Origin of the sequence: Paenibacillus larvae subsp. larvae (assembly GCF_002003265.1) — a bacterium.
GTDB classification, from domain to species: domain Bacteria; phylum Bacillota; class Bacilli; order Paenibacillales; family NBRC-103111; genus Paenibacillus_H; species Paenibacillus_H larvae.
In genome coordinates this window covers 2,674,009-2,700,305 of the sequence record NZ_CP019687.1, presented here as the reverse complement: position 1 = coordinate 2,700,305, position 26,297 = coordinate 2,674,009, and the positions used below count along the sequence as shown (strand labels likewise).

21 protein-coding genes and 1 pseudogene are annotated in these 26,297 nt (G+C 46.8%); 16 read left to right on the top strand and 6 right to left on the bottom strand.

Features of this window, described 5'->3' with window-relative positions; genetic code table 11:
• The first annotated feature begins 235 nt into the window (after positions 1-235).
• The 6 genes from BXP28_RS13930 (at position 236) to folE (ending at position 5,091) form a co-directional block, all read left to right on the top strand.
• Positions 236-664, top strand: a complete 429-nt coding sequence (locus BXP28_RS13930) for a GNAT family N-acetyltransferase (RefSeq protein ID WP_024093346.1) — start codon at positions 236-238, stop codon at positions 662-664.
• Between the two features lie 280 nt (positions 665-944).
• Positions 945-1,532 carry a DUF402 domain-containing protein gene (locus tag BXP28_RS13925; protein WP_036655311.1) on the top strand — a complete coding sequence of 196 codons (588 nt, stop codon included), beginning with the start codon at positions 945-947 and terminating at the stop codon, positions 1,530-1,532.
• A 28-nt stretch (positions 1,533-1,560) separates the two neighbouring features.
• Positions 1,561-2,730 (top strand): tRNA epoxyqueuosine(34) reductase QueG, encoded by a 1,170-nt coding sequence (queG, locus tag BXP28_RS13920; RefSeq protein WP_023485151.1) that lies wholly within the window; start codon positions 1,561-1,563, stop codon positions 2,728-2,730.
• A gap of 70 nt (positions 2,731-2,800) precedes the next feature.
• On the top strand, positions 2,801-3,835 hold the full coding sequence (locus BXP28_RS13915; RefSeq protein WP_023485150.1) for an HD-GYP domain-containing protein: 1,035 nt from the start codon (positions 2,801-2,803) through the stop codon (positions 3,833-3,835).
• Positions 3,836-3,935: 100 nt separating this feature from the next.
• Positions 3,936-4,145 carry a YneF family protein gene (locus tag BXP28_RS13910; RefSeq protein ID WP_024093348.1) on the top strand — a complete coding sequence of 70 codons (210 nt, stop codon included), beginning with the start codon at positions 3,936-3,938 and terminating at the stop codon, positions 4,143-4,145.
• A 355-nt stretch (positions 4,146-4,500) separates the two neighbouring features.
• Positions 4,501-5,091 carry a GTP cyclohydrolase I FolE gene (gene folE / locus BXP28_RS13905; RefSeq protein ID WP_023485149.1) on the top strand — a complete coding sequence of 197 codons (591 nt, stop codon included), beginning with the start codon at positions 4,501-4,503 and terminating at the stop codon, positions 5,089-5,091.
• 220 nt (positions 5,092-5,311) lie between these two features.
• Here folE and BXP28_RS13900 read toward each other — a convergent pair whose 3' ends face one another.
• Positions 5,312-6,592, bottom strand: a complete 1,281-nt coding sequence (locus BXP28_RS13900) for a Fe-Mn family superoxide dismutase (protein WP_023485148.1) — start codon at positions 6,590-6,592, stop codon at positions 5,312-5,314.
• A gap of 73 nt (positions 6,593-6,665) precedes the next feature.
• Positions 6,666-7,697: an alpha/beta hydrolase gene (locus tag BXP28_RS13895; protein WP_023485147.1), complete on the bottom strand. Its 1,032-nt coding sequence runs from the start codon at positions 7,695-7,697 to the stop codon at positions 6,666-6,668.
• Positions 7,698-8,034: 337 nt separating this feature from the next.
• Here BXP28_RS13895 and BXP28_RS13890 point away from each other — a divergent pair, with 337 nt between their 5' ends.
• Both BXP28_RS13890 and BXP28_RS13885 read left to right on the top strand, forming a co-directional pair.
• Positions 8,035-8,778: an IclR family transcriptional regulator gene (locus BXP28_RS13890; RefSeq protein WP_023485146.1), complete on the top strand. Its 744-nt coding sequence runs from the start codon at positions 8,035-8,037 to the stop codon at positions 8,776-8,778.
• Between the two features lie 107 nt (positions 8,779-8,885).
• On the top strand, positions 8,886-9,857 hold the full coding sequence (locus BXP28_RS13885) for a cation diffusion facilitator family transporter (RefSeq protein WP_023485145.1): 972 nt from the start codon (positions 8,886-8,888) through the stop codon (positions 9,855-9,857).
• Positions 9,858-10,016: 159 nt separating this feature from the next.
• Here the strand turns inward: BXP28_RS13885 and acnA are convergent, their stop codons facing one another.
• Positions 10,017-12,716 carry an aconitate hydratase AcnA gene (gene acnA, locus BXP28_RS13880; RefSeq protein WP_023485144.1) on the bottom strand — a complete coding sequence of 900 codons (2,700 nt, stop codon included), beginning with the start codon at positions 12,714-12,716 and terminating at the stop codon, positions 10,017-10,019.
• Between the two features lie 342 nt (positions 12,717-13,058).
• Between acnA and BXP28_RS13875 the strand changes: the two genes are divergently transcribed.
• Positions 13,059-14,078 carry an amidase domain-containing protein gene (locus BXP28_RS13875; protein ID WP_036655309.1) on the top strand — a complete coding sequence of 340 codons (1,020 nt, stop codon included), beginning with the start codon at positions 13,059-13,061 and terminating at the stop codon, positions 14,076-14,078.
• A gap of 22 nt (positions 14,079-14,100) precedes the next feature.
• A complete protein-coding gene (locus BXP28_RS13870; RefSeq protein WP_023485142.1) occupies positions 14,101-15,222 on the top strand; it encodes a D-alanine--D-alanine ligase in 1,122 nt (373 codons plus the stop codon).
• A gap of 160 nt (positions 15,223-15,382) precedes the next feature.
• Here BXP28_RS13870 and BXP28_RS22850 read toward each other — a convergent pair whose 3' ends face one another.
• Positions 15,383-15,598, bottom strand: a complete 216-nt coding sequence (locus tag BXP28_RS22850; RefSeq protein WP_144029618.1) for a hypothetical protein — start codon at positions 15,596-15,598, stop codon at positions 15,383-15,385.
• A 136-nt stretch (positions 15,599-15,734) separates the two neighbouring features.
• Between BXP28_RS22850 and uvsE the strand changes: the two genes are divergently transcribed.
• Positions 15,735-16,763 (top strand): UV DNA damage repair endonuclease UvsE, encoded by a 1,029-nt coding sequence (gene uvsE / locus BXP28_RS13860; RefSeq protein ID WP_024093356.1) that lies wholly within the window; start codon positions 15,735-15,737, stop codon positions 16,761-16,763.
• Positions 16,764-16,951: 188 nt separating this feature from the next.
• Positions 16,952-17,722 (top strand): enoyl-ACP reductase FabI, encoded by a 771-nt coding sequence (gene fabI, locus BXP28_RS13855; protein WP_023485140.1) that lies wholly within the window; start codon positions 16,952-16,954, stop codon positions 17,720-17,722.
• Between the two features lie 133 nt (positions 17,723-17,855).
• Here the strand turns inward: fabI and BXP28_RS13850 are convergent, their stop codons facing one another.
• Entirely contained in the window at positions 17,856-18,146 is a 291-nt protein-coding gene (locus tag BXP28_RS13850; RefSeq protein ID WP_036655307.1) for a hypothetical protein, read from the bottom strand.
• Between the two features lie 72 nt (positions 18,147-18,218).
• Between BXP28_RS13850 and BXP28_RS25190 the strand changes: the two are divergent.
• The 4 genes and pseudogenes from BXP28_RS25190 to bioB form a co-directional block, all read left to right on the top strand.
• Positions 18,219-18,474, top strand: a pseudogene (locus BXP28_RS25190) (MFS transporter); the annotation flags it as partial.
• A 182-nt stretch (positions 18,475-18,656) separates the two neighbouring features.
• Complete coding sequence (locus BXP28_RS13840; RefSeq protein ID WP_023485139.1) at positions 18,657-19,511, top strand: inositol monophosphatase family protein; 855 nt, start codon at positions 18,657-18,659, stop codon at positions 19,509-19,511.
• Positions 19,512-19,638: 127 nt separating this feature from the next.
• Positions 19,639-20,031 carry a sugar phosphate isomerase/epimerase family protein gene (locus BXP28_RS13835; protein ID WP_052304390.1) on the top strand — a complete coding sequence of 131 codons (393 nt, stop codon included), beginning with the start codon at positions 19,639-19,641 and terminating at the stop codon, positions 20,029-20,031.
• Between the two features lie 160 nt (positions 20,032-20,191).
• Complete coding sequence (gene bioB, locus BXP28_RS13830) at positions 20,192-21,196, top strand: biotin synthase BioB (RefSeq protein ID WP_024093358.1); 1,005 nt, start codon at positions 20,192-20,194, stop codon at positions 21,194-21,196.
• A 75-nt stretch (positions 21,197-21,271) separates the two neighbouring features.
• Here the strand turns inward: bioB and BXP28_RS13825 are convergent, their stop codons facing one another.
• On the bottom strand, positions 21,272-25,798 hold the full coding sequence (locus BXP28_RS13825) for a glutamate synthase-related protein (protein ID WP_023485135.1): 4,527 nt from the start codon (positions 25,796-25,798) through the stop codon (positions 21,272-21,274).
• Positions 25,799-26,297 lie beyond the last annotated feature (499 nt).

The window sequence follows — 26,297 nt, the reverse complement described above, 5'->3', positions numbered from 1 at the left end:
CTGATGAACAGCGCGCAGCAAAATCTTTTGCCCGGTGGAAAATATGACTAATAAAAACATCCATTGGTTAAAAAGAGGCCGAATTTCTATGAAAACGCTTAAATTTGAGCGTTCTCACGCATAAAAATATTTTTTTTGCGCTTTTTCGCGGTTTTATTTAAAATTACAGCAGGATTCTCTCTTATTTTGTAGTATAGTTAAAGGGTTGAATATTATAAAACTAGGAGAGACCCTCATGCATGTACGTTCATTTCAACTGTCTGATTACCATTCTGTAACCGTGCTCCTGCAGAATTGTCTAAGTGAGGATTGCTTTGATGAAACGATTAAAGCGTTTGCCAAACAGCTTCATTGGGATGGGGAACTGGTGCTGGTTGCAGAGGAGCAGGAAGAAGTAATAGGCCTGATAATCGGTACAATCGATAACGATAACGGATACTACTACCGAGTGGCAGTAGAACCTTCCCACCGTCGTAAAGGAGTCGGCAAATTATTGATCGAGTCCATGAGACAGAGATTTCTCCAACGGCATGTTCACAAGATTATCGTGAATGTTGACCAGTTCAACGAACGAATTTTGCCTGTTTATGAATCTGCGGGTTACAGCGCCTCTGATTTCAGCCGGGCAAATGGGCTTTCCATACTAAAACAAGCAAGCATGTAGCTTGTACAGTTTCCTTCAAGCATATCCAGGCTCTCATTGCAATTGGGCTAAAGATATGCTTTTCTTATTATAAGAACTGAATGATCCAGTGCTGGTTGAATTCGAGGATTAGGGAAACGACTGACTTCTTTATGGACAGCTAAGCCGTTTCCTCTTGTTGGTAATTTCGCATAATTCCATTGAATGATTTTTAGCAAATTGCCGCTTGTATAAGCCGTTCAAAATTGAAGAAAGCGTGATCCCGGGTAGTTGATACTCTACAAAGAAGGGCTTGTTTCAAATGAGACATAATAGACAATCTTACGTAATCAAGAGCTTTAAGCATGACGGGGATCTACACCGGACCTGGCTGGAAAACTGGCGTGTTGCAGAAGAGTTTTTGTGCCCTCTTCACAGGGAGGAAGGTATGATTGTTCTTGTCAATAATCAGACCAAAATTCAAGAGGCTGACGGAAAAGAATGGACAAGCCGGATTCCGGGAGTCTCTTTTTTTATTCCGCGGCAATGGCATAATGTGATTGCACTAATCGAAAATACAGGCATCCGCTATTATTGTAATGTTGCTTCTCCACCGTATCTATATTATCAAACCCTTACCTATATTGATTATGACCTGGATGCGATAAAATTCCCGGGCGGAGATATACATGTCGTTGACCAAGAAGAGTACGAGCGCCACAAGTGGATGTATCGTTATACCCCGTTTGTGGAAAAAAAGATTATGAACGGCCTCCATACTCTACTGTCTAAAATAAAAAAGGGAAAACCACCTTTTCACGATGACTGGGTTTATCATTATTATGACCTGTATAAGCAAAGTCAGAATGATCAGGCTGAGAATCAGCAAGCAGGAAAGGATGAGTCGTAAGAATATCAATTAGGAGCAGTGAACAGAAATGACAAAGGGGCATACAAACTTAAAACGGGATTGGAGGGAATTGAAAGAGGAAATCATTCAAGCGGCTCCATCACTAGGCATAGATAAAATAGGCTTTGCTTCTGCGGATCCGTTCCTGGAGCTTAAAGAAATTTTACTGCAGCATCGGGAAAAAGGGTATGAATCCGGTTTTGAAGAACCGGATATTGACAAAAGGGTATATCCGGAGTTGAATTTTGAAGGAAAGCCGCGATCCATTATTTCGATAGCCGTTGCTTACCCATCCAAAATAAGCAATCCTCCCCGTTCTGAGCCAGGGGGTTATCGGGGGATCATTTCCCGTTCAGCTTGGGGAGAAGATTACCATCGAGTGCTTAAAGTACGGCTTGAGCGTTTGGAAGCTTTTATCCGGGAAAGGGTACCGGAAGCAAGAATGGAAAGCATGGTGGATACGGGTGCTCTGGTTGACCGGGCTGTTGCCGAACGGGCAGGTATCGGCTGGACCGGCAAAAACTGCGCCATTATAACACCCGAGTATGGTTCATGGGTATTTTTGGGCGATATGATTACAAATATCCCTTTTCCAGCCGATACATCTATTATGGACCAGTGCGGGGACTGCACGATCTGCATCGATGCATGTCCAACAGGGGCACTGGTCGGACCGGGGCAGCTGAACGCCAGCCGCTGCATTTCTTTTTTGACCCAAACCAAAGGGGTTATTGAGGATGAATTCAAGGAAAAGATCGGAAACCGTCTCTATGGATGTGACACCTGTCAAATGGTTTGTCCGCATAATAAGGGGAAAAATTGGACCTATCATCCGGAAATGCAGCCAGACCCTGAGAAGGTTAAACCGCTGCTGCAACCCCTTTTGACCATGAGCAACCGGGAATATAAGGAACAGTACGGCAGTAGTGCTTCCTCCTGGAGGGGCAAAAAGCTTATTCAACGCAATGCCATCATTGGCCTGAGCAAATTTAAAGACCGGAGTGCCGTACCTTTACTTGGTAAGCTTCTTCAGACTGACCCCCGCCCGGAAATCCGCGAAACAGCCGCCTGGGCCCTGGGGAAAATTGGAGGAGATGAAGCCGGTACCTGGATACGGGAGTTCTTGGAGAAAGAGCAGGATGAGACTGTAAGGTTTGCTCTGCAAAAAGCGGCAGACCGGTTGAGTCAGGAAGGATAATAATCCGATTCCGATCAGGATGAGATAGTGGAAGACCGCGTGAGAACCTAGTGTTTGGAGTGGGGAAAAGATGAAGTATGTGCATGTAGATTCCGTAGAACCGGGACAATATTTAGGCAGAACTATATTTTCCAGCAGCGGGGCGGTGATGCTTGCCGAGGGGGTACAGCTGACCGTATATATGATTACCACTCTGCGGCGAATCGGAGTCACCATGCTCTATATTCAGGATCCTTTTACGGATGATGTGGAGATTACGGACGTTGTATCGGAAGAAACCAAACGGTTTGTCATTAATCAGATGGACGAGATGTTCCAATCTATCCGTTCAGGCAAGGAATTTGGCACGAAAGCGATCAGTACGAGTGCAGATGCCTTGGTGGATGAAGTGATGAAGAATAAAGACGTACTAGTGCAGCTGACGGATATCCGGACTAAAGATAATGAGATGTATTTGCATGCACTGAATGTATGCACGATATCAGTTCTGGTGGGAATTAACATGGGAATGGGACCTGCCCAGCTTAAGGATCTGGCGATCGGGGCTCTTCTTCATGATATCGGCAAATTGGATCTCATCGCGGATGCTGCTGAAGATCCCAAGAAGCATCATGCCTGGAGGGGATTTGACCTGCTGAAGAGCAAGCGGGAATATAATCTGTTAATTGCCCATGCCGCCTTTCAGCATCACGAGTGGCTGGATGGATCAGGAAAGCCACGGGGGCTGACAGGGGATGAGATTCATATATATGCCAAGATCGTAGCTGTGGCCAATATATATGACAATCTGCTTCACCAGACAGGAGAACAAGGAACCCGGATGCTGCCTCATGAGGCTTGCGAGCATATGATGGCTCTGGCTGAGAAGCAGTTGGACCACGAAGTGCTGATTCACTTCCTGAGAACTGTATCCGTTTATCCCACCGGGACATCTGTCAAATTGTCGACCAGAGAAACCGGAGTAGTAGTGGGTCAGCACAGGGGGCTCCCCGGACGCCCTGTTGTGCGTGTTGTGAAGCAGGATGGCGGGATGCAGGACTTCGATGTAAAAGAAATTGATTTAGCCAAGCAAACTACTGTGTTTATTGAACAGGTTTTGGTATAATAATGAAGGTTCACTTTTAAAATGGAATAATTCCCTAACGTGAGATTGCCGTCCGGTTTGAAGTGGACCCGACTAATTAATCGTTGCAGGGGGAAAGACCATGTGGAGTTACATTATTCCCATTATCACGCTGATTGTCGGGCTGATACTGGGCTTTATCATCGGGGTCTTCTATTTACGCAAGCAGCTTGAGAAAATGCAGAATGATCCTGAGATGATCCAAAAAATGGCTAGACAAATGGGCTATAACATGAATAAACAACAAATGAATAAAGTCCAGAATATGATGAAAAACAAAAAAAGAAAGTAACATGAATCTATCCGGAAATCTGAATGATAATATGGATTCAACATCCTATATCGAATTAGTCCGGGTCTAAGGAAGGTGCTCGTCCAAGAGCATCTTCCTTTATATTTGCAAGACTAGAAAGCAGCATGATACAAGCTGTGTTTTTAGGGCAGGAAAACTTCCCCGTCCTTCAAAAGGACAATGAACAGTCCGCTTAATATGGATAGGGTGTCACTAGAGAAAGTTTGTAAATTGTGGTAGTATGATACATTGAGTATGAGATTTTCCTGCAAATGGGTAGGCTTATTTTTTGCAGGTTTGTGATAAAATGAATAGAAAAAAGCAGCATTGCAGATACGGGTAGGAGGAACTAACCATGCCAGCTAAAGAACACAGGAATGGACAAGTAGCGGAAAACAGGGAACAGATAGAGTATCATATACGCGAAATTTTAAGGCTAATCGGTGAAGATGTGGACCGCGAAGGCCTTTTGGATACACCTGCTCGGGTTACCCGCATGTATGAAGAAATCTTCGGGGGTTACGAGGCAGACTATGAAGAAGTGCTAGGGGTCACATTCGACGAAAACCATGAGGAACTTGTTATCGTGAAAGATATTGTATACTACAGCCAGTGTGAACATCATATGGCACCTTTCTTCGGAAAAGTCCATATTGGATATATTCCGAGCGGCAAGATTGCAGGCCTCAGCAAATTTGCCCGTCTTGTTGAAGCGGTGACCCGTAAACTTCAGGTACAGGAACGCATAACATCCCAGATTGCTGACATTATCGAAGAAGTATTGAAACCCCAGGGTATCATGGTAATGGTAGACGGGGAGCATTTGTGCATGTGTTCCAGAGGAGTGAAAAAGCCAGGAAGCAAGACCGTAACTTCTGCCGTAAGGGGCATTTTCCGAACAGATGCCGCATTACGGGCCGAGTTTCTTTCCCTGATCAAAGATTGAAGTATTTTCTTGCTAAATTAAATGAATATCTCTGATTCATTATATGATTATATTTTCAATAATAAACATATAAGGGGTTTTATGGGTTAAATATTTTTTTGACTATTGCGACATGCTAATGCCTTACGGGTAGATAATTTCGCAAGATATCTGTCCCCTATAAAAAAACTGATTACCCGGTAATAGAAATTTCCGGGTAATCAGCCTGTGCTTCCCCTGGTTAAAAGGGCATCCATTTAAGCTTGCTGGCTTTTTCATAACGTTCGTTGACATTCTCCCAATTGACCACGTGCCACCAGTCTGCAATATATTTAGCCCGTTCGCTCTGATGCTTCAAATAATAGGAATGCTCCCATACATCCAGGACAAGAAGAGGAATAACGTCCCATTGGGATAAATTCTGATGCTTTTCTGCCTGAAGAATCTCTACGCGATGGCTGCGCGGGCTCCATACCAGCAGTGCCCATCCGCCGCCCTCCACCTTTTCAGCGGCAGCTGAGAAATGTTTTTTGAACGGCTCAAATCCTCCAAAGACACGGTCAATTTCCGCAGCAATAGGGCCTCTTGGCTTTCCTCCTCCTTTAGGGCTCATATTGTTCCAGAAGACGGTATGCAGGTAGTGTCCGGCACCATTGAACGCGAGTTCACGTTCCCAATGCTTGACGAGATCAAAATTACCGGATTTCCGCTCTTTAGCCAGCATGACTTCTGCCTTATTCAGATCGTTCACATAGGATTGATGATGTTTCGTGTGGTGAATTCGCATTGTTTTCTCATCAATATAAGGCTCCAGCGCATTATACGGATAAGGCAGGGGAGGAAGCTTGTGTCCTCCTATAGGTACAGGCTTCGGTGCCCGAAGGGGATCGCTCCAGGTTGAATCTCCTGTACTTTTCATAGGCTCGGTACGGTCGGGGGCATCGCTGTCTTTAGACAAGGATGATATCCGGACTTCCTTTTCCTTCTTTTCCGGCTCTTGCTGCTGTGGCGCAGCAGGCTGACGGAGAGGATAGGCAGGGGGGGCTGAAACTGCCGGTACGCCATAGGGTGCATGGCCTTCAGGCATATAGGGATAGTGACCTGAAGCTTGCAGCCCCTGAATTACGCCAAGGAAATACTCTGACTCTCGAATTATGTGTTCGATCACCGTTTTGATTAAAGGGCTGCTTTGGGCAGCCTTGCTGTGGTGTTCCATGTTCAAAAGGAGTGAAATAAATTCTTTGGACTGTGAAACAGAGACTTGAATGATTTCATTCAGCTGCTGCTGGAGATAAGGGTCAGTCGGGCGTTTGGTAACTGATACCCACTCAATCCATTGCAAAGAAGACATCTCCGTTTTTTCAAATATGACTTCCCATTCCTGCATGGCTTTTGCGTATTTGGGTTCCAGATTGGGAATCAGGGCACGGATCACTTCCGTATGTTCCTTCTCCTGGGTTTTCCAAAAGTGGATTTCTTCCAAAATTCTCATAGACATCAAACTGCCGTATACAAAAAGCATGCGGTCAACCCTCCTTGGACTACTTCCTTGTAGTTTATATATTCCGAGAGTTGTTCCGTTATACTCTATTCTCTTATTCATATGCAACTTTTACATTCCGGGAAATCTCTATATCCTGCAAAAAATTCATTGTCTGCTCTATATATTCCTTGGGGTCTGCCCGATAAATCAGTTCATGCTGACCACCCGGATATATCCATAATTTGGATGAAGCGTTTTCTTTTTGGCGGTCATAGACTCCTTCAATAATTTCATAAGGTGCTTTAGTATCATCGGTTCCGTGAATGAAGAAAATCGGGATATCGTACTTTTTATTGGTCACGCTGCTGAAAGGAACCTGATTCAGACTAATACCGTTAATCAGGGGAAAGAAGAGGCGGACCAGATTCAGTGACGGAAATTTGGGCAAATCAACATATTGCTTCATATTGTGATAAAGCGTATCTGCGTTCAATATGAACGTACTGTCAAGGATCATACCGGTAATATCATCAGAATGAAGGGCAGCCTGAAGGGCTGTTCCCGCACCCATAGAGAATCCCCAGACGTATACTTCCCTTGCACCGCGTTCTCTGGCATACTGTACAGCACCAAGAAGCTCTTTAGACTCCTGTACCCCTGCCGTAACTATACGTTCACTGCCCGGCTGTACATAGCCGTAATCGAACATAACCACGTTATAATGGCGCTTGTTAAGTTCTTTTGCCAGACTGTACAATGGAACCCATAGTTCTTCCCGGTTTCCCCCGTATCCATGGGAGAAGATCACGGTTTTGTCTGAAGCAGTGGATGCATCCTCCCCGGAAGAGGCGGGGATGTACCAGCCTTCCAGGTGTGAAGAACCATTACTGTTTGGAAACCGGATATCCTCATAAGGCAGTTTGACGGCTTTCATAGGATTGGAGGATAATGGAGCAATAATGGGCCTGGCTAACGTCCAAGCGATAAAGGCATGAAAGGCAAGGATCAGGCTGACGATCAGAATCAGAAAGCTGCCGAGCACAAGCCAGATGATTTTCCTTTTGCCAGAAGAAGCTTTCTCGGGAAGGTGTTGTTCGAGAGCCGCGGGGGTTAGCTGAGTTTCAGTGGCAGAAGTTGTTGACATAAGGCATCCCTCCTAAAAAGTAATGACGTTCTGAGTATTTCCAAGCAAGGGAACCTCAGTATTTAAATCATGTGGAAATAAAGTCTGCCAAGAAGGATGAAAATGGTTTCATCGAAGAAAGAAAATTCAGATAATTGGGGTGTATTTAGTTTATGCTTCTGTAACCTTCTGCGTCAATACGAGTAAACGAAATTTAACGGAATGTAATCTATATGTAATATGGTTTTTAATGTAAAAAATAATTCCTAAATTCTCTTTGATCTCTTTACGGAATATCTAAATTTAGTTATACTATAAGAAACATTGTTTCATATAGTGAAACTAAGGCGGTGGAAAAATGGAAGAACATAAATTAACCGTCCGTTCCGTGGAACGGGCTTTAGATATATTGCTATGTTTTCGGGATTCGTCGGAGTTAACCCTTACAGAAATTTCAAATCAGGCAGGCCTGCACAAGAGTACGGTTCACCGTCTTTTGGCATCTCTTGAGGGGAAAGGTTTTCTTCTTCGCGATTCATCAGGAGATAAATACCGTCTGGGTTTTAGTGTTTGGGAGCTATCGGCCAATCTTTCGCAGGGTGATGATATAAGCATGCTCCTTCTTCCGGAGATGGAATGGCTGCGCGATCAAGTAGGGGAGACCATTTCGATCTATGTCCGTGACGGCAAAGAAAGGGTGCGGATTCAGGCTGTTCAGAGCAAGCATGCGATCCGCCGTGTTGCTCCGGTAGGGGCGAGAATGCCTCTGTATGTAGGAGCTTCCAGCAAAGTACTGGTAGCGTTTGGGGACGAAGCTCTTCAGGTTGAATTGGCTCATGATGCCCGATCTTCGGTCGGCCTTGATCCGACTGCCTTTTTGAAACAGCTGGCTGAAACCAGAGAGCAGGGCTTTGCTACCAGTATGGAAGAAAGAGAGCCTGGGGCGGCTGCTTTGTCGGCCCCCATCCTGAACCGATCCGGCAAATTGGTTGCGGCTCTTGCCATATCAGGGCCGATCAGCCGGCTGACACCGGAACAGATGCAGGCATACGCGCCGCTGCTGCTTGAATCCTCCGGAAGAATGGGCACCATGGTTCGTTAATGTTCAAAACATTCTTTTGTTTTTAAAACCTCAATTAGGCCTGAGGTTTTTTGTTTGTCCGGAATCATTTTGGGCTATACTGGTTATAGCAAAGGAGATGAACAGTCTTGGAGAATCCCGCTTCCCTTAAGGCGGTTTGGATTAGCCTGATCAGCAATTTGCTGTTGACAGCCATAAAGCTGATTGTGGGATTTTTGTTCCGCAGTCAGGTATTGATTGCTGATGGAGTGCACAATGCAGGAGATGTGATAGCATCCGCTACGGCTTATAGCTCCATGAGGATTTCGAACCGGCCTGCAGACGAGGAACACCCGTACGGCCATGGGAAAGCAGAAGTTCTCGGTTCCGGGATGGTAGCCATCATACTTGGACTGGCCGCAATTTTTATCGGATATCATGCCATTACAGCATTGTTTGAACCTCCTGGAGAAATGCATATCATCGCATTGGCTGCCGCATTGGTTTCTCTTATTTGGAAGCAAATCCTGTACATCTATACCATCCGGATCGGCAAAAGAACGAACAGTAAAGGCTTAATCGCCACTGCGTATGATCATCTTGCCGACGTATATGCCTCTTTGGCCGCTACCGTTGGTATCGGACTTGGTCTTTTAGGGGAATCTTTTCAATTTTCTTATTTGGCCTATGGGGACCCGATAGCCGGAATTATTGTTTCCTTACTGGTGCTGAAGCTTGCATATGAGATGGTACGGGAGGCCATTGATATATTGATGGAAAAAAACGTAAGTCCGGAGAAAATGGCACTTTATACTTCTGAAATCTTAAGTGTGGACAATGTCAAACGGATAGACCGGCTTCGGGCACGGGAACATGGCCATTATATTCTGATCGATGCCAGAGTAAGTGTTCCTGCTGAGTTGACCATTCAGCAGGGCCATAATATATCCCGCCTCATCAAATCCAATATTATGAACAGGCATGAGGATGTCTTGGAGGTACTTGTTCATTTGAATCCCTGGTATCCGGAAGACAGTGAAACGATACAACCTCCTGGTAAAGAGGCCAACCGGCATCATCATGTAAAAGATCTTGCTTCCGGTACGAATAGGGATATATGATTATTCCCGGAATGAAAGGCGCACGCTACCCGCTCTGCAGCTAAAACCTTTATACCTGCAATCGATAAAGTATCGATAGAAAACCCGTCATGTATGCCATGACGGGTTTTCCAAGCAAAGAACAAATAAGTTCCCGTTATTTTCATGTATTCTTGGTGTTTACATGATCTGGCGAAGCACAGTTTGAAGGATGCCTCCATTGCGGTAGTAATCAATGTCCACCATGCTGTCCAGACGGACGATTGCCTTAAATTCGAAGGAAGTACCGTCTTCGCGGGTTGCCAAAATTTTCACTTCCTGGCCTGGCTGAATGTCATTATCAATACCCAGGATATCGAATGTCTCTGTACCGGTCAGTCCAAGTGCATCCCAGCTTTGGCCTTCCTGGAATTGAAGCGGAAGAACACCCATTCCGACAAGGTTGCTTCGATGAATGCGTTCGAAGCTTTCAGCTAAAACGGCTTTAGCACCAAGCAGATAAGTTCCTTTAGCCGCCCAGTCACGGGAACTTCCGGTTCCGTATTCTTTACCGGCGATAACGATAAGAGGCTGGTTGTTCTCCTGATACTTCATGGATGCATCGTAAATGGACATGACTTCACCAGTCGGCAGATAGGTAGTGACACCGCCTTCTGTTCCAGGAGCCACTTGGTTACGGATTCGGATATTGGCAAACGTACCGCGCATCATGACTTCATGATTTCCTCTGCGTGAGCCGTAGGAGTTGAAGTCTTTTCTCTCTACGCCATGTTCAATTAAATATTTGCCTGCAGGGCTTGTCGGCGAAATATTGCCTGCTGGAGAGATATGGTCCGTAGTAACGGAGTCCCCAAGCATGGCCAGTACTCTCGCACCGCGGATATCAGAAATATCACCCGGTTCAGGGCTTAGATTCTGGAAGAATGGAGGCTCTTGAATGTAAGTGGAGTTTTTATCCCATTCATAGATGCTGCCCTCAGGTACGGAAATCTCATTCCAACGCTGGTTCGCCCGGAAGACGTCTTTGTATTTCTCACGGAATGCCTCCGCGCTTGTTGCCGTATCAATAGCTTCCTGGATTTCCTGATTGCTCGGCCAGATGTCTTTCAAATAAACAGGCTCTCCCTTGGCATTATGGCCAATCGGATCTTTCGACAGATCAATATTGACCGTTCCAGCCAATGCATAGGCCACAACAAGGGGAGGAGAAGCCAGATAATTTGCTTTGACTTGTGCATGAACACGGCCCTCAAAGTTTCGGTTACCGCTTAGTACGGCGGCTACTGTCATATCATTATCGGCGATAGCTTTGCTAACTTCGTCAGGAAGAGGACCGGAATTGCCGATACAGGTAGCGCAGCCATAGCCGGCAATGTAAAAACCTAACTGCTCAAGGGGTTCGAGCAGATTGGCTTTTTTCAAATATTCTGTTACGACAAGAGAGCCCGGGGTCAGGGAGCTTTTGACGTAAGCCGGTTTTGTCAGCCCATGCTCGACGGCCTTCTTGGCCAAGAGCCCGGCTCCCAGCATAACGCTAGGATTGGATGTGTTCGTACAGCTTGTTATAGCAGCGATCACAACGGCTCCGGTTCCCATTTTTTCTTTAGTACCGTCGGCAAAAGTTACATCGACTTCTTCGGCAATTTTTTCATCCGAAAGGCCATAGCCGCCTTTATCGATAGGGGTGCGCAGAATATTGTTGAAAGACTCCTTCATCGAAGTTAATTCTACACGGTCCTGAGGACGTTTAGGTCCGGCAAGGCTCGGTACAACCGTAGAGAGATCAAGCTCCAGGGTGTCCGAATATACCGCCTCAGGCATATCTTCCGTACGGAACATGCCTTGTGCTTTATAATAAGCCTCTACCAGTTCGATTTGTTCTTCGGAACGTCCCGTGCTTCTCAAGTAATGGAGGGTTTCATTATCTACAGGGAAGAACCCGATAGTTGCCCCATATTCAGGCGCCATATTGGCTACAGTGGCCCGGTTGGCAAGGCTCAGATTGTTCAGGCCGGAACCGTAGAATTCAACGAATTTGCCCACAACCCCTTTTTTACGAAGCATCTGGGTAATAGTTAGTGCCAGGTCCGTCGCTGTAGCTCCTTCCGCCAGCGAACCGGTCAGCTTGAATCCGATGACTTCCGGAGTTACGAAATAAAGCGGTTGCCCCAGCATGCCCGCTTCGGCTTCGATTCCGCCAACACCCCAACCTACAACTCCAAGGCCGTTAATCATCGTGGTATGGGAATCTGTACCTACCAGTGAATCCGGGTAAACGACGGTCTCACCGTCTACTTGTTTGGTAGCTGCAACGGAAGCTAAATATTCCAGGTTAACCTGGTGAACGATACCTGTTGCCGGTGGAACGGCACGGAAATTATCAAATGCGGTTTGAGCCCAGCGAAGGAAGCGGTATCGCTCTTCATTCCGTTCAAATTCCACTTTCATATTGTAATCCAGCGCTTCGGAAGTTCCGAAAGCGTCTACCATTACAGAGTGGTCGATAACAAGGTCTACGGGAACAAGGGGATTAATGCGGCTAGGCTCACCGCCTCCTCTTGCCATAGTATCACGCATAGCCGCAAGATCCACGACTACAGGTACTCCTGTGAAGTCCTGTAGAACAATGCGAGCGGGAATGAACGGTATTTCCTTGTCTTCACGGTTTTCAGCCCAATCAGCAATTTGTTTAACATGTTCTTTGGTAATAGCTCTTCCGTCAAATTGACGGACAGCGGCTTCCAGGAGCACTTTAATGGAAAGCGGAAGTTTGGAAATGCCTGCGAATTGTTCCTGCAGGGCCGGAAGGCTGTAGTAAGTATACGGTTTGTTGCCTACTCGAAGCTCTTTATGGATCGAAAAGATATCCTTGTTGGACATAGCATAGCCTCCTTATGAATGTTCGAAACGAGGATTGTGTCTGCTTTCATGATTTGTTTCACATAATGAAACACAATTTCAATTTTCGTATATTTCTAGTATAGCGTTTCGTCCTTTTTCCGTAAAGCTTAATTCCATCATTTTTCTTGTAAAAATTTCATATATTAAATCGATTGAATCAATTTCATAGCTTAGATTTCCATCCGGACTGAAATTGGTTCGCGATTTCATAAAACCACCAAATTATTAATTAATTAATAAAATCTCAAGCAAGCGTTCATTCTGGAGATATATACGATTCAAGTTTGAATTGGGGAAGCCTTGGAAGGGGGAAGTGGGAAGATGGAATGGAAACAGGCTCTTTACCGCTATGTGGATGCACACAATAAAATGATGGCTGAATATAATGCTGATGCCGCTTCCGAGTCGGTTCGGGATTCAAGCTACTTAGATAAACAGCAGGTCAGGCTGGAGCGTATGAAAGACCAAATCAAACAGAGGGGGGGCAGATCGCTCCGCCACGAGACCAGGGTTAAACTGCGTCATGTAAAACAGGGGTATGGGGTTATAGCAGCCGAGCTGGAATTTCGCAGGAGATGGATCTATACAATCGCAAAAAAGGAATATACCCAGGAAACGAGAGAAAGGGAAATAGTGACCTTGAGAGAATTTAAGGGAAGCTGGATCCTTACATCTGTACAGCCAATACAGCATGAGGGAGAAAGAAGTAGGCAGGAGTTTCATGTCCAGCATCATTCCCTTTCAAAGGATTATATGGATGCTACGGTTTATCCGTCAGAACCTTTATTAAATAAACAAATAAACACAATAGGAACTCCATTCGCACGTACAGTCCGCTATGACCGGAAAGAAGCTGCCCGTTATGCCGACCTGTGGTGGGATCAGCCAAACCCGGCTTATTTAACGTTTGAGGTGGACTGTACAAACTATGTTTCACAGTGCCTCTTTGCAGGTGGCGCGCCAATGAACTATACTGGAAAAAGAGAGTCTGGTTGGTGGTATTCCGGTATGGAAGGTTCACGGGAACTTTGGAGCTACAGTTGGGCGGTTGCCCATGCGCTTCAATCATATCTGCCGCGCGGCCGCAGGTATCTCGGGGGGACTGAAGTGAATTCAGCCGGAGAACTTCTTCCGGGGGACGTCATCTGTTATGACTGGGACGGCAACGGAAGATTTCAACATAACACGATAGTTACCGCCAAGGATAAGAATGGCATGCCGCTTGTAAATGCCCATACGGTAAGCAGTTATCACCGTTATTGGGATTACCGGGATTCATATGCCTGGACGAAGCAAACCAGATATGTTTTTATCCATATTCACGACAACTTCAACGAATGACTTGTATACACGGAGGAGAGCTATGAACCGGAAAAAGAAAATCGGATTGATCTATGGGGGGAAGTCGGGGGAACACGAGGTATCCTTACAGACTGCATTTGCTGTTCTTCAATCCATCGATTTCTCCAAATATGACATTACCCCTTTTTATATTACGAAAAAAGGCGACTGGAAATCGGGACCTGCCTTGACGGCTCCCGTTTCCAGCAAAGAGATGCTCATGTTCGGTGATCGGGAACCTGCTGCTTTGGATGTATTCGGAGGGTTGCAGAAGCGGGAAGTAGTTATTTCTTCCGCTATAGAATCACAGCCGGAAACGTCTGTAGACGTTGTGCTGCCGCTTCTTCACGGGACTTTTGGCGAAGACGGCACCATTCAGGGGTTATTTGAGATGGCGAATATTCCTTATGCAGGTGCGGGAGTACTGGCTTCGGCAGTCGGAATGGATAAAGTAATCATGAAGAAAGTATTTGCCCAGGAAGATCTGCCCCAATGCGTTTTCCGCCATTTTACACGTAGCCAATGGCAAAAGGATCAGCCTTTCTTCCTGATGGGGCTTGAAATCTCGATAGGTTACCCTTGTTTTATCAAGCCGGCCAACCTGGGATCCAGTGTGGGGATCTCCAAAGCCCGTAACCGGGATGAGCTTATTAAAGCGGTAGAGGAAGCATTTAAGTATGACCGGAAAGTGATTATAGAAGAATTCGTTGAAGCCAGAGAGATCGAAGTAGCGGTTCTTGGAAACGAAGAGCCGGAAGTTTCAGTTCCAGGGGAGATCATTTCTTCTAAGAACAGTGATTTTTACGACTACAAAGCCAAATATCAGGATGGGAATTCTATAATGGTAATCCCTGCGGATATTCCTGAAGAAACGGCTGCCCAAATTCAGGAATTGGCCATTCGTGCTTTTAAAGCTATCGACGGGTCCGGATTATCCCGTGTTGATTTCTTCATGAGAAATTCGGACGGGCATATTTTGATTAATGAGATTAATACCATGCCTGGTTTTACTCCGTTCAGTATGTATCCCCTGCTCTGGAAAGAGTCGGGTAAGCCTTATGCACAACTGCTGGATGAACTGATCGATCTTGCTTTGGAAAGACACGCAGAGAAACAGAAACTGAAGTACAGCATGGAAAATTAATTTTTTAGCAGAGCCGGTTCTTCGGTTCTTAATGAACCGGTTTTTTGTTATTCGGAATTAATTTTTTGTTCAGACCCTTTCACTTTTTGTAAGATGGATAAAAAAACAGGAGGAAAATATTTCATGGTTCAGGCTTTTGTTCATGGATTTGTACTTGTCTTTACTGAACCCTCATGCTCATGCGATCCTGGATACAATCGGTGTTATCGGAACCAGTCCCTTGTATATGAAAGAGTGAACAAAGCCGTATTTTCCCTGACATGCATTGCGGTTTCCTGGCTATGGTCGCGGGTTTGGCTCTGGCTGGAATGACGGGCAGGATGGACGCTTCCGGCAGATGGATGCGCCTGATTAATAGAGCTTCTGCCATCATCATATAGGGAGTGGCTCTTTTTATCGGGATCGAAGCTGGTTTTTCTTTTGCTTGGGAACTAAATGGCTGATATGGCATAAAAACGGGATCTTATGGAGAAGGATAACTAAAGCATCCTTTATGAACGGAGGAACCCTTTATGATCGTCCGCTTCGGTTATGTAGCCATGTCCACCCTGGTAGCAAACGCGTCCCCCTCGAAAACAATGACAGTGGCCTATTTCAAAAAACTGTCTGACCGGGAAGCGGCTGTCCGGAAGCTGGAACGCATCGCATCGGAAAATTTACATAATACGCTCAGGCTGCTTAAGCATAATAAGGCCTATGATATTATGGTATACCGATTGTCGTCGAAACTGATTCCGCTGTTCGGCCATGAACTGTTAAAGGACTGGCGGCCCATCAAAGCTCTTCAGGAATCGTTTCAGGCTATTGGAGAATATAGCCGCAAATACGGTATGCGTTTGAGTTTCCATCCGGATCATTTCACGGTGCTGAGTACACCGCGCAAAGAAGTGCTTGAACATTCACAACAGGATTTAGGAAGGCATGTGAGCATGCTTCACGCCATGGGTTTAGGAGAGGAATCCAAATGCAATATACATATTGGCGGGATGTATGGGGATAAGCAAAAATCAGGGGAACGGTTCGTCAGGCAGTTTGGTGCATTGCCCTGGGAAATCCGCCGTCATATAACACTCGAAAATGACGACAAGACCTATACCGCGCTGGAAACACTGGAAATTGCAGAGCAGGTGGGAACTCCTATGGTGCTGGACCTCCATCACCATACAGTTAACAATCCGGGTGGGGAGTCTCCGGAAGAACTGTGGCCCCGTATTGCAAAAACGTGGGAAGGCCAACCCCTTATTCCATTTGCTCCCTCATTGTCAGCTTTTGCAGCATTGTCCGGTGAAGAAAAGGTCCCTTTGCCTCCCAAGATTCACCTGTCCAGTCCCAAAAGCGAAAAGGATGCGCTTAGCCATGCGGATTTTGTCGGGGTAGAGCCGCTGCTCCCGTTTTTGAAGGCTATTGCTCCGGCGACGCCGAGGTTGGATATAATGATTGAGGCCAAAATGAAAGATCAAGCCCTCCTGAAACTGATGGAGGATCTACAACGCGAGGGCATCCGGGCAGCCGGACAAGCGGCTGTTGAAATACCAGGATAAAACCCCTAACGGGGCTTGACTGTATAAGTATTACGGTCACCCGGCCTGTACTTGAAAAGTACGGGGAAATCAGGTACTTTTGAGAAGGAAGACTCCTTGATGGCAATCTCCAACAAGTTGTTTGCATAAGAAGGACAGGCCGGTATTCCAGCCGTGCCAATTGAAAGAGGAGAGGGGATTATACCATTATGAATCCATTATTGGAAGGAAAAAATATTCTGGTTATGGGCGTAGCGAATGACCGCAGCATAGCCTGGGCCATTGCCCAATCGTTGGCCTCACAGGGAGCAAGGCTGGCGTTCACCTATGAAAGCGAAAGGGTTGAGCAGCGTGTCCGCAAACTGGCGGATACTATCCCGAATTCATTGGTGCTCCCTTGCAACGTCACAGTGGATGAGGATATAGAGCATCTGGGAGAAGCCCTAAAATCTGAATTTGGCGTACTGCATGGTTTCGTACATAGTATTGCTTTTGCCAAAGGGGAAGATCTGGGAGGCATGTTCGTTGATACTTCACGGGACGGATTTGCCCTGGCCCATGATATCAGTGCATATTCCTTAACAGCTGTTGCCAAGCGGGTATATCCGCTCATGACCGAGGGCGGCAGCATCATGACGATGACCTACCTTGGTGCTGAACGCGCCCTGCCAAATTATAATGTCATGGGAGTGGCCAAAGCGGCACTCGAGGCAAGCGTACGTTATCTGGCAGTAGATCTTGGCAAGTTTGGTATCCGGGTTAACGGAATTTCCGCAGGTCCAATCCGTACCCTTGCGGCCAAAGGGATCAAGGACTTTAATACCATTTTACATTCGGTTGAAGAAAAAGCCCCGCTCCGCAAGACTACGGAAACCGCGGAAGTGGGAGATACAGCCATGTTCCTGATGAGCCATCTGTCCCGGGGGATTACCGGAGAAATAATCTACGTGGATGGCGGCTACAACATCGTGGGTGTATAAGCTACTTTTCACATTTTTAACCAGAATTTATTTTTCACCAGGAAACAGTATCTTCCTTAAGAAGGCGGAAATGTTTCCACCCGTTAAATTAAGCGAAACCGCCCTGTTTTCCTGATGACAGGGCGGTTTCGCTCTATCCTGTTTCGTCTAACGCCAGCAGCGCCAACCTATAGATGAGATATATGCCCAGATACGATCCTGTTAATAAGAAAAGCGGATTCAGGAATATTCCATGTATATTAGTCATAAATACCGTCTGATCTTTAATGATGCCGTAAATGGAGATAGATGAAATATTGCCGAAAACAAGTGCAGATAAAATGGCTAGAACATTAAAGAACAGACGAAATTTAAACCGGATTTTCTGGCAAAGAATCATTAGAAAAGGGGCAATCACACTACCGAGGATTATAAGCAATTTCATCATCATCACCTCTTTCATCATTTTTGACCGTATAAAGATGGATTAAACCAATTCAGCCATGATGATGGCTACATTTTATCTGCTATTGAAGGAGCCATTATCAGTACGGCTATGCCTACGATTGTAAGTGAGCTTGGAGGACTCAGGCTGATCAGTTGGGTGGTCTCTGTGTATTTTGCTGACAACTGCAATAACTACACCTATTTACGGTAAAATGGCTGATTTATACGGACGTAAGATTGTCTTTTACTATAGGGAGCCTGATTTTTTTGGCTGGTTCAATGCTTTCCGGCCTTGCCCAAACATGGGGCAGCTTATTTTATTCCGTGACTTTTCAGAACATGATCTATTTCCCAGTCAGGTTAATAGAGGAGGGTAATAGGACAGAGAACGGTCAGAGTTAACAGAATTGTACGTTACTATGACGAACTTTGGGTGAAGTCATGTAGCATCTCCTGGCCGAAATTTACTATACTAGTACTGATAAATAGAAGAAAAGAGTTGATAGACATGAGCAAAGAGGAAGTATTCCGCGTTGGCGGAAAAAACTTCACGGCGGTTGCAGTCAATTGTGCAGCCAAAGCAGGAGAATGGATTAAAAGTAAACTTGGAGATATCCGTCACATCCATAAAAAAAGTTCCTCACGTGATCTGGTCACAGAGGTGGACAAGGGGGCAGAGACTCTTATCCGCAATCTGATCATGACCCATTTTCCCCATCACTCCTTTTTGGGAGAAGAAGGAGTAGAACCGGGACCGGAGACCTCCGCCAAAGCTCTCCGGGATTACAAAGATGCAGAGTATTTATGGATTGTGGACCCGATTGACGGTACGACCAATTATATTCACGGTTTTCCTTTTTTCTCGATTTCAATTGCACTTGCCCATAAGGGAGAAGTAATCGTGGGAGTAGTATATGATCCTTCACGGGATGAAATATTTGTCGGGGAGAAGGGAAAAGGAGCCTATGTACGGGGAGTCACTACCAAGGTTTCCGAAGAAAAGGTTTTGGATGAAAGTCTGCTGGCTACCGGATTTCCAACTGACCGGGATGTCAATCTCTCCACTAATATGGCTGCTCTAAATGCACTCGTTCCGAAAGTAAGAAATATCCGGGCAGGAGGATCGGCTGCTTTGCATCTGGCCTATGTAGCAGCCGGGCGTTTAAGCGGTTATTGGGAAGTTGGCCTGAATGTCTGGGATTTGGCAGCAGGCGTTCTGCTTGTACAAGAATCCGGCGGAAAAGTGACGGATACGGAAGGCCGTCCTTATCATTTGGGAACCCGTCATGTTGCAGCCACGAACGGGCATATTCATGACGAGCTTTTGGACATGCTGAAACGACATGAACCAGCCGGCGTTTAACTACACGAACAATCGGTATAAATGGCTGAGCCTGAACCCAAGGCTCAGCCATTTCCCGTATTGATACGAAAAATTTAACCGTATGTATACGCTTCGTGATGTAATGGAGGAGGATTTTGTCGGTACGTTGAAGAAGGTAGCTGAAATCGGTTATGAAGGTGTCGAATTTGCAGGTTATGGGGGATTGTCTCAGGGGCTGAGAGAGGTACTGGAAGATACCGGACTCAAGTCTGTAGGCAGCCATGTCAGTCTAGAGATGCTGAGAGATTCTCTGGATGAGGTTATCGAAATGAACAAAACCATCGGAACCAGGTACGTAGTTTGCCCTTATCTCGGGGATGATTGCCGGAATACAGGACAGATGGATAAGGTTGCCGGTATTCTGACTAGAAGCGGGGAAGAGCTTGCCAAGCATGGAATCGGGTTTGGTTATCACAACCATTCATTTGAATTTGAAATCAAGGTCGGCGATGAAAGCGTAGCCATTAGCTATAAGTGGCTTCAGGACAATTATTTATAGAATAAGAGGCCTCCATATTTTAGAATGGAGGATTTTTTTACTGCGGACAAGTAGCTCTCCAGGGAGTAATCTGGTAATATACTTTATATGTTAACCTTATTTCAAAGAAATTGGTTAACATATAAAAGGGAGTTTTCCGCTTCCTTACTGGGAGGATACTATGACGCGAACCATAACAAAAAAGACGATTTGCTGGAATGAGCTTGCGGAGAAATCGATACGCGGAGAATGCCTGACAAGGGAAGAAGGGCTTGCTGTGCTTAGGTCCAAAGACGAAGAACTTCTTGCTTTGCTCCATGCTGCTTACCGGGTCCGTTTTCATTTTTACGGAAACAAAGTTAAATTGAATCTGATTATCAACGCTAAGAGCGGCCTTTGCCCTGAGGACTGCGGATACTGCTCGCAATCTATTGTATCCAAAGCCCCTATTGCCAAATATCCTTTACTTGAAAAAGAGGTGCTTATAGAGGGGGCCAGACAGGCTTTAAAGCTTAATGTAGGTACTTATTGCATTGTGGCAAGCGGCCGGGGTCCGACAAACCGCGAACTGGGTCAGGTTATTGAGGCTGTCGAAGAGATCAAGGCGACCATGCCCCTAAAAATCTGTGCCTGTCTGGGAAGATTGTCTGACGAACAAGCTGCACGGCTGCAGGCGGCAGGTGTAGACCGTTATAATCATAACCTGAATACGAGCAGTTCCAACCATGCCCGGATTACGAGCACTCATACGTATTCGGACCGGGTAGAGACTGTAAACAATGTGAAACGTTCGGGAATGTCTCCTTGTTCAGGCGTCATTATTGGCATGAAAGAAAGCGACCAGGACGTTCTGGACATGGCTTATGCCCTTAGGGGACTGGACGTGGATTCTATTCCGGTAAATTTCCTGAATCCCATTGAAGGGACGCCGCTGGAAGGCCACTCCCAGTTGAATCCCCGCCAATGTTTGCGAACGCTGGCGCTAATCCGTCTTGTTTGTCCCACCAAGGAAATCCGGATCGCAGGGGGACGGGAAATACATTTGCGCAGTCTGCAGCCTCTTGGATTGTATGCGGCCAATTCCATTTTTATTGGGGATTACCTGACAACAAAAGGACAAGAGCAAACCAAGGACTATCAGATGTTGGAAGATATGGGATTTGAAATTGAAACTTGTGCGCTATAAGTTCCTGCAATAAGAACTAAAACCCCCTATTCCGTCCCATTGCTTTAGGCTGGCCGGAATGAGGGGGTTTTGTTTTTATTCTGTTGCTACAGACTGATCTGCCTGGAGACGGGCAGGGGCGATACGAATAAAGTTGGAACCAAGATTAGAAAGAAGTCCGTCAATCTTCGCCACGGCTTGACTCTGGCCGCTTTCGGCAAGTTCATTGCGGTAAGCGCCGAGCAGTTCCTTTAGGTCCTGTTCACCTTTCTCACCCAGTGCTTCTATCCGGACCTTGGCCCCTTTGGCAATACGGCGCTGAATAGCCGCTTCGTCCAAGCCAAGTTCAGGCTGAATACGTTGATAGATTACTCCGCCTGTCATACCGGCACAAATCCACGGTCCGGGATCACCAAGTACAACTGCACGGCCGTTTGTCATATATTCGAAGGCAAAGCCTTTAAGATTAGCACGCCCTGCAAGGCAGCCGAGTTCATCGCGGAGCGGTTCGGTAACTTCTCCTCCAAAGACAACGTCTGCCCCGGAGAAACGGATACAGGCGCGGGTATCGGCGTTCCCTTGTATCAGGAATAAACCTTTCTGGGCTCCGTACCCAAAGGATTTGCCTACACTGCCGTTAATGAACCTGCCATGCCGGTCAGGTGATTTCAGTACAGATACTTTGCCGCCAAATGCCATTTTGCCGACGCCGTCTTCAGCACCTCCCTGAACGGTAATGTTCAGGCCGCGGGAATTGAAGGCACCAAGACCGTTACCCGGAACGGAACCGTCAACCAGCCGCAGGGAGACTTCCGGTAATAAGTCGTAGGAACCATCGAAGCGGTTTCTTACCCGGTGGCTGGCGTATCGGCTGCCCAGAATACGGGATTCGGCATTTACCCTAGACCAGATGCGCTGGATAGGGGCATCCAAGGATAGCGTATCCGGGAAAAATTCCTGGCCTTCGGCACCTGCAGCGATCTTGATGTCAGAGGATGCTACCGCAGCCTCTTCTACCGCTTGGGCCGGATTAATGAATTCAACCGGTGCCGGACGAAGAATATCGCTGAGATCCAAACGGTCCAATTGGCGGACTTGTTTCAACAGATCGGAGCGTCCTACCAGATCCTGTGTGCGGGTAAAGCCCAGATCCGCCGTTATTTTCCTGATTTCTTCCCCCATGGCGCCAAACAGGCGGACAAGCCCGTCAACAGCTTTATCATATTTGCGGGGAACAAAACGGCGGAGTCCTTTTTCTTCTGCTTCCTCCAAGGAGTCTATTTGCGTCGCGATTCCCACATGACAAGTATCGAGATGACAACCCCGGCATGCAGTACAACCTATGGCCTGCATGGCCAGACTGCCGAATCCGCAGCGGTTTGCGCCAAGTAGGATCATCTTCAATACATCGGCGCCGGATTTCATTCCGCCATCCGACCAGATCTCAATTTTATGCCGCAGACCTGCCTCAATTAGGGCCACATGGGCCAGTTTTGTTCCGATCTCTGTCAGCAATCCTACATGAGTCAAGGAATGAATACGCGCGGCTCCTGTACCTCCATCGAAACCGGAAAGCGTGATGACGTCAGCGCCCGCTTTGGCAACGCCTACTGCGATAGTGCCGATTCCCGGAACGACAGGAACTTTCACAATGATCTTGGCTTTCCGGCCGCTTGCTTCTTTCAGCTCGGAGATGATCTGGGCCAAGTCTTCAATCGAATAAATATCATGGTTGTTGGACGGCGAGATCAAATCGGAACCGATAGTGGCATTCCGGGCCGCCGCCACTTTGGCCGTAACCTTGGAACCCGGTAAATGCCCGCCTTCTCCAGGCTTGGCCCCCTGGCCGATTTTAATTTCAAGGAAAGCCACGGCATTGGCTAATTCAACATTGACCCCGAAACGTCCGGAAGCTACCTGAGCCCCACGGGTCCTCTTGTAATTGCCCAGCATGTCTTTAATTTCTCCGCCTTCTCCGTTCATTGTTACCATGTTCAAGCGCTCCCCGGCTTCCGCATAGGCACGGAAAGCTGTCTCGTTCTGGGAGCCGAATGACATGGAGGAGATCAGCATAGGAAGATCGTGGTCGCCGACCGAGATATCGACAAGGGACGGATCAATCGAATTCCGGCCTTCTTCAAAGGCGGCAAGATGACGAATGGAAATCGGATTTTTGGCTTCTTCCTCCGCCAGCTTGTCGCGGTAGTTTTCATAAGGAGCCGTTCCGGATGCCGCTTCCCCGAGCGCCTTCCACATCCGGTTAAAGAAATGGAAGTTACGGGCCGCCTTTGCTTTGGTATTGGTAAAATCAGCATATCTGGCTTCTGCCTGCTCTTCCAGGGAGGCAAATCCTGTGCCGGCTGTTTTACTGCCCAGATAATTTATAATATCCAATACTTCGGCAATTTCCGGTTTCAGGCCGATTGATGAGAAGAAGCGGGTATATCCGCGCAGTTCATGCGTGCCTATTGTCGAAATTACTTTCTCAATTCCTTTGGTTAAGGCCGAGTATACTTTATGGGCTGCAGCCGGTCCTTCCTCGGCGGATGCTGTGACAAAAAGCAGATACGGTGATACCGCATCTACACCGAGACCGCAGGCTACAATGATATCATGCAGGTTACGGACCGCTGCAGAACGCAGAACCAGGGACACATGCCGGCGCAGGTTATCTCCAAATGCGAGCTTTTGACTGCGCAGAGCGATATCCAACTTGGACACGGCCAAATGAGGGTCGAGCCACAGATTATCATTCTGATGGGACTCGCTGTCGTCCAGAATCAGAAGGGAGGTGCCCCCGCTAACAAGCTGTACCGCCTCTTCAGCCAAACGTTCCAAAGCCTCTACAATGGAAGTACCTTTTTTGAAAGTAAGGGGTAACAGATTCACGGAACCGGGGTCCTTTTCCTTAAAGGATTGAATCAAGTCTTCCAGGGAGGGCTGACCCAGCTTGCTCAGGCTTTCATGGCCATTGGAACCCTCAAGCAGAAGGGGAGTGAGTAGTTCGACCCGGTAGCGGTCATCCACGTTTCCAATGGAAGGCCGGGGGCCCATTACAACTCTTGTAGAGAAATGTTCGGTTTCCCGGTCCCGGTCAATGGCCGGGTTTGTTACGACCGCTACACTTTCCTTAATGAAATCGGGAATGTTTTGGCGTTCCCAGTGAATAGCAGCCAGCGGTCCGTCATGACCCAAAGAACGTATTGGTTCCGCCCCTGTTTCAGACATGGTTTCGATCATCTGAATGCCTTCCCGGTCCCAACCGAATGAGCTGTAGAGGGAATCCGTGATGGTAAGGTCCGGGATGCTTTCTTCGGCTTTTTCGAATTCTCCGCCTTCCAGGTGCCGGCGCATGCCGGATACATTGACTCTTGATGTAGTCCGTTCATAGACTAGAGCCTGGACTTGCTCATAGGGAATGACCTCAATAGGAGCACCAGGATGAAGCCTTACACCGACCTTCTCCCCGGGGGCGATGGGTTTGGGTTCCGCCACCATTTCCCCAACTTGAACGATCCCCTGCTCGGAGGAAAAGTACAGAGATTTCCCTGTTTCTACCATCCAGACGGGACGCAACCCTAACGCATCAACACTGAATATACATTCATCCCCGTACCGGGAAACAATGCCGGCCGGCCCCTGTGCATAATGACCCCAGATTTGACGGTAGTAAACGTACAAATCCTGCAGCTCAGGTTTAAACAATTTCATCTCATGAATAATAGGAGGGAAAACAAGTTCCATTGTTTCAAATAAACTCATCCCAAAGCGGTGAATAAAGGTTTCAATCGTACGGTTCATATCCTGGGAATCGCTTCCGCCTTCTACCAGGGGAACGCCGATCATTTCCGCTTCATAGCGCATTTTTTTTACGGTATTAATCTCTCCGTTATGGCCGAGCAATGAAAAAGGCTGCACCCGGAAAAAGCTTGAGAGTGTATTGGTAGAATAACGGTTATGTCCGATCGTGACTTGGGAGGCAAATAACGGATTACGGGTATCATTGAAATATTTTGGCAGGATGCTGGCGACTCCCATCACTTTGTAGGCGGCTGTTACGTTGCTGAAGGAGGCGACGTGAACGGGCACTTTCTCCTCGATGGCAATATGAACCTCAAACAGATGGTCCGGTACGTGAATTTCGGCTTTGCTGCATAGGGAGGCAATCTGCCAGAAGATGGGTTCGTCATTGAGGCCGTTGGGGCCGAGTACGCTGTTATCCACTTCATTTTCCTGTTCCAGCAGAATGGAGACTTCCATGGAGGTGAACAGGGATCTTACCTCGTTTTGAATCTCGTCAGGACTCAGTTCACCCAGGCGCGGAACAAAAATATGGGCAATGGAAAACCGTTCGTCATAAGCCAGCTTTCCGTCAAGTCCGGCTTTTTCCAGTTTGGATTGCCAGAGGGCGCGCGGGATATCAGTCAAAATTCCGCATCCGTCACCCTCACCATTGATAAACCCGGAACGGTGTTCCATCTTAACCAGGGCATCAATCGTACGTTGAATATTGTCACGGGAAGGGTGACCGTCTTTCTCGATTACACAGACAATTCCGCAGCTGTCGTGCTCTGTCAGGAGCAGCTGCTGAAAGCGACCTTCGTTTCGCATAGCTTGGTTCATAGGTATGGCCAGTTACTCTGACCTTCACCTCCTGTTTAGGTTTTTCATGAGGAAGCACGGAGATCTGCCGAAAGAAAATATACATGCACAGTAGTGAATAAAAATGCACTTCCGTTTTGGGAAAACAAGTCCATAACTGAACATGCTTATGAATTCACCAAGACTTAGCTTTCTACCGACAGACTAATGTGCATTAAACCATTAAAGAATGTTTATATACTCCAGCCTAAGCTGCTGATTAAAACACAATTAACCGTGAACGGCAGCTATATAAGACATAACTTTAAGTGGGTAAAGTAAGAATAGAATACCATGAATTATTCGGACCGACAATAGGAAGGAAAAAGAAAAAATGTCATGAACACGCTGATGTTATTACATAAATTCAAAACTGGCGGAGTGTTCCCATAACCACTGTTTTCGGACTAAAATGGAACGAACTATGGTCTGATAAGACTCATAGTTCGTGTTTTGGATAAAATATTTTGATCACGCCATA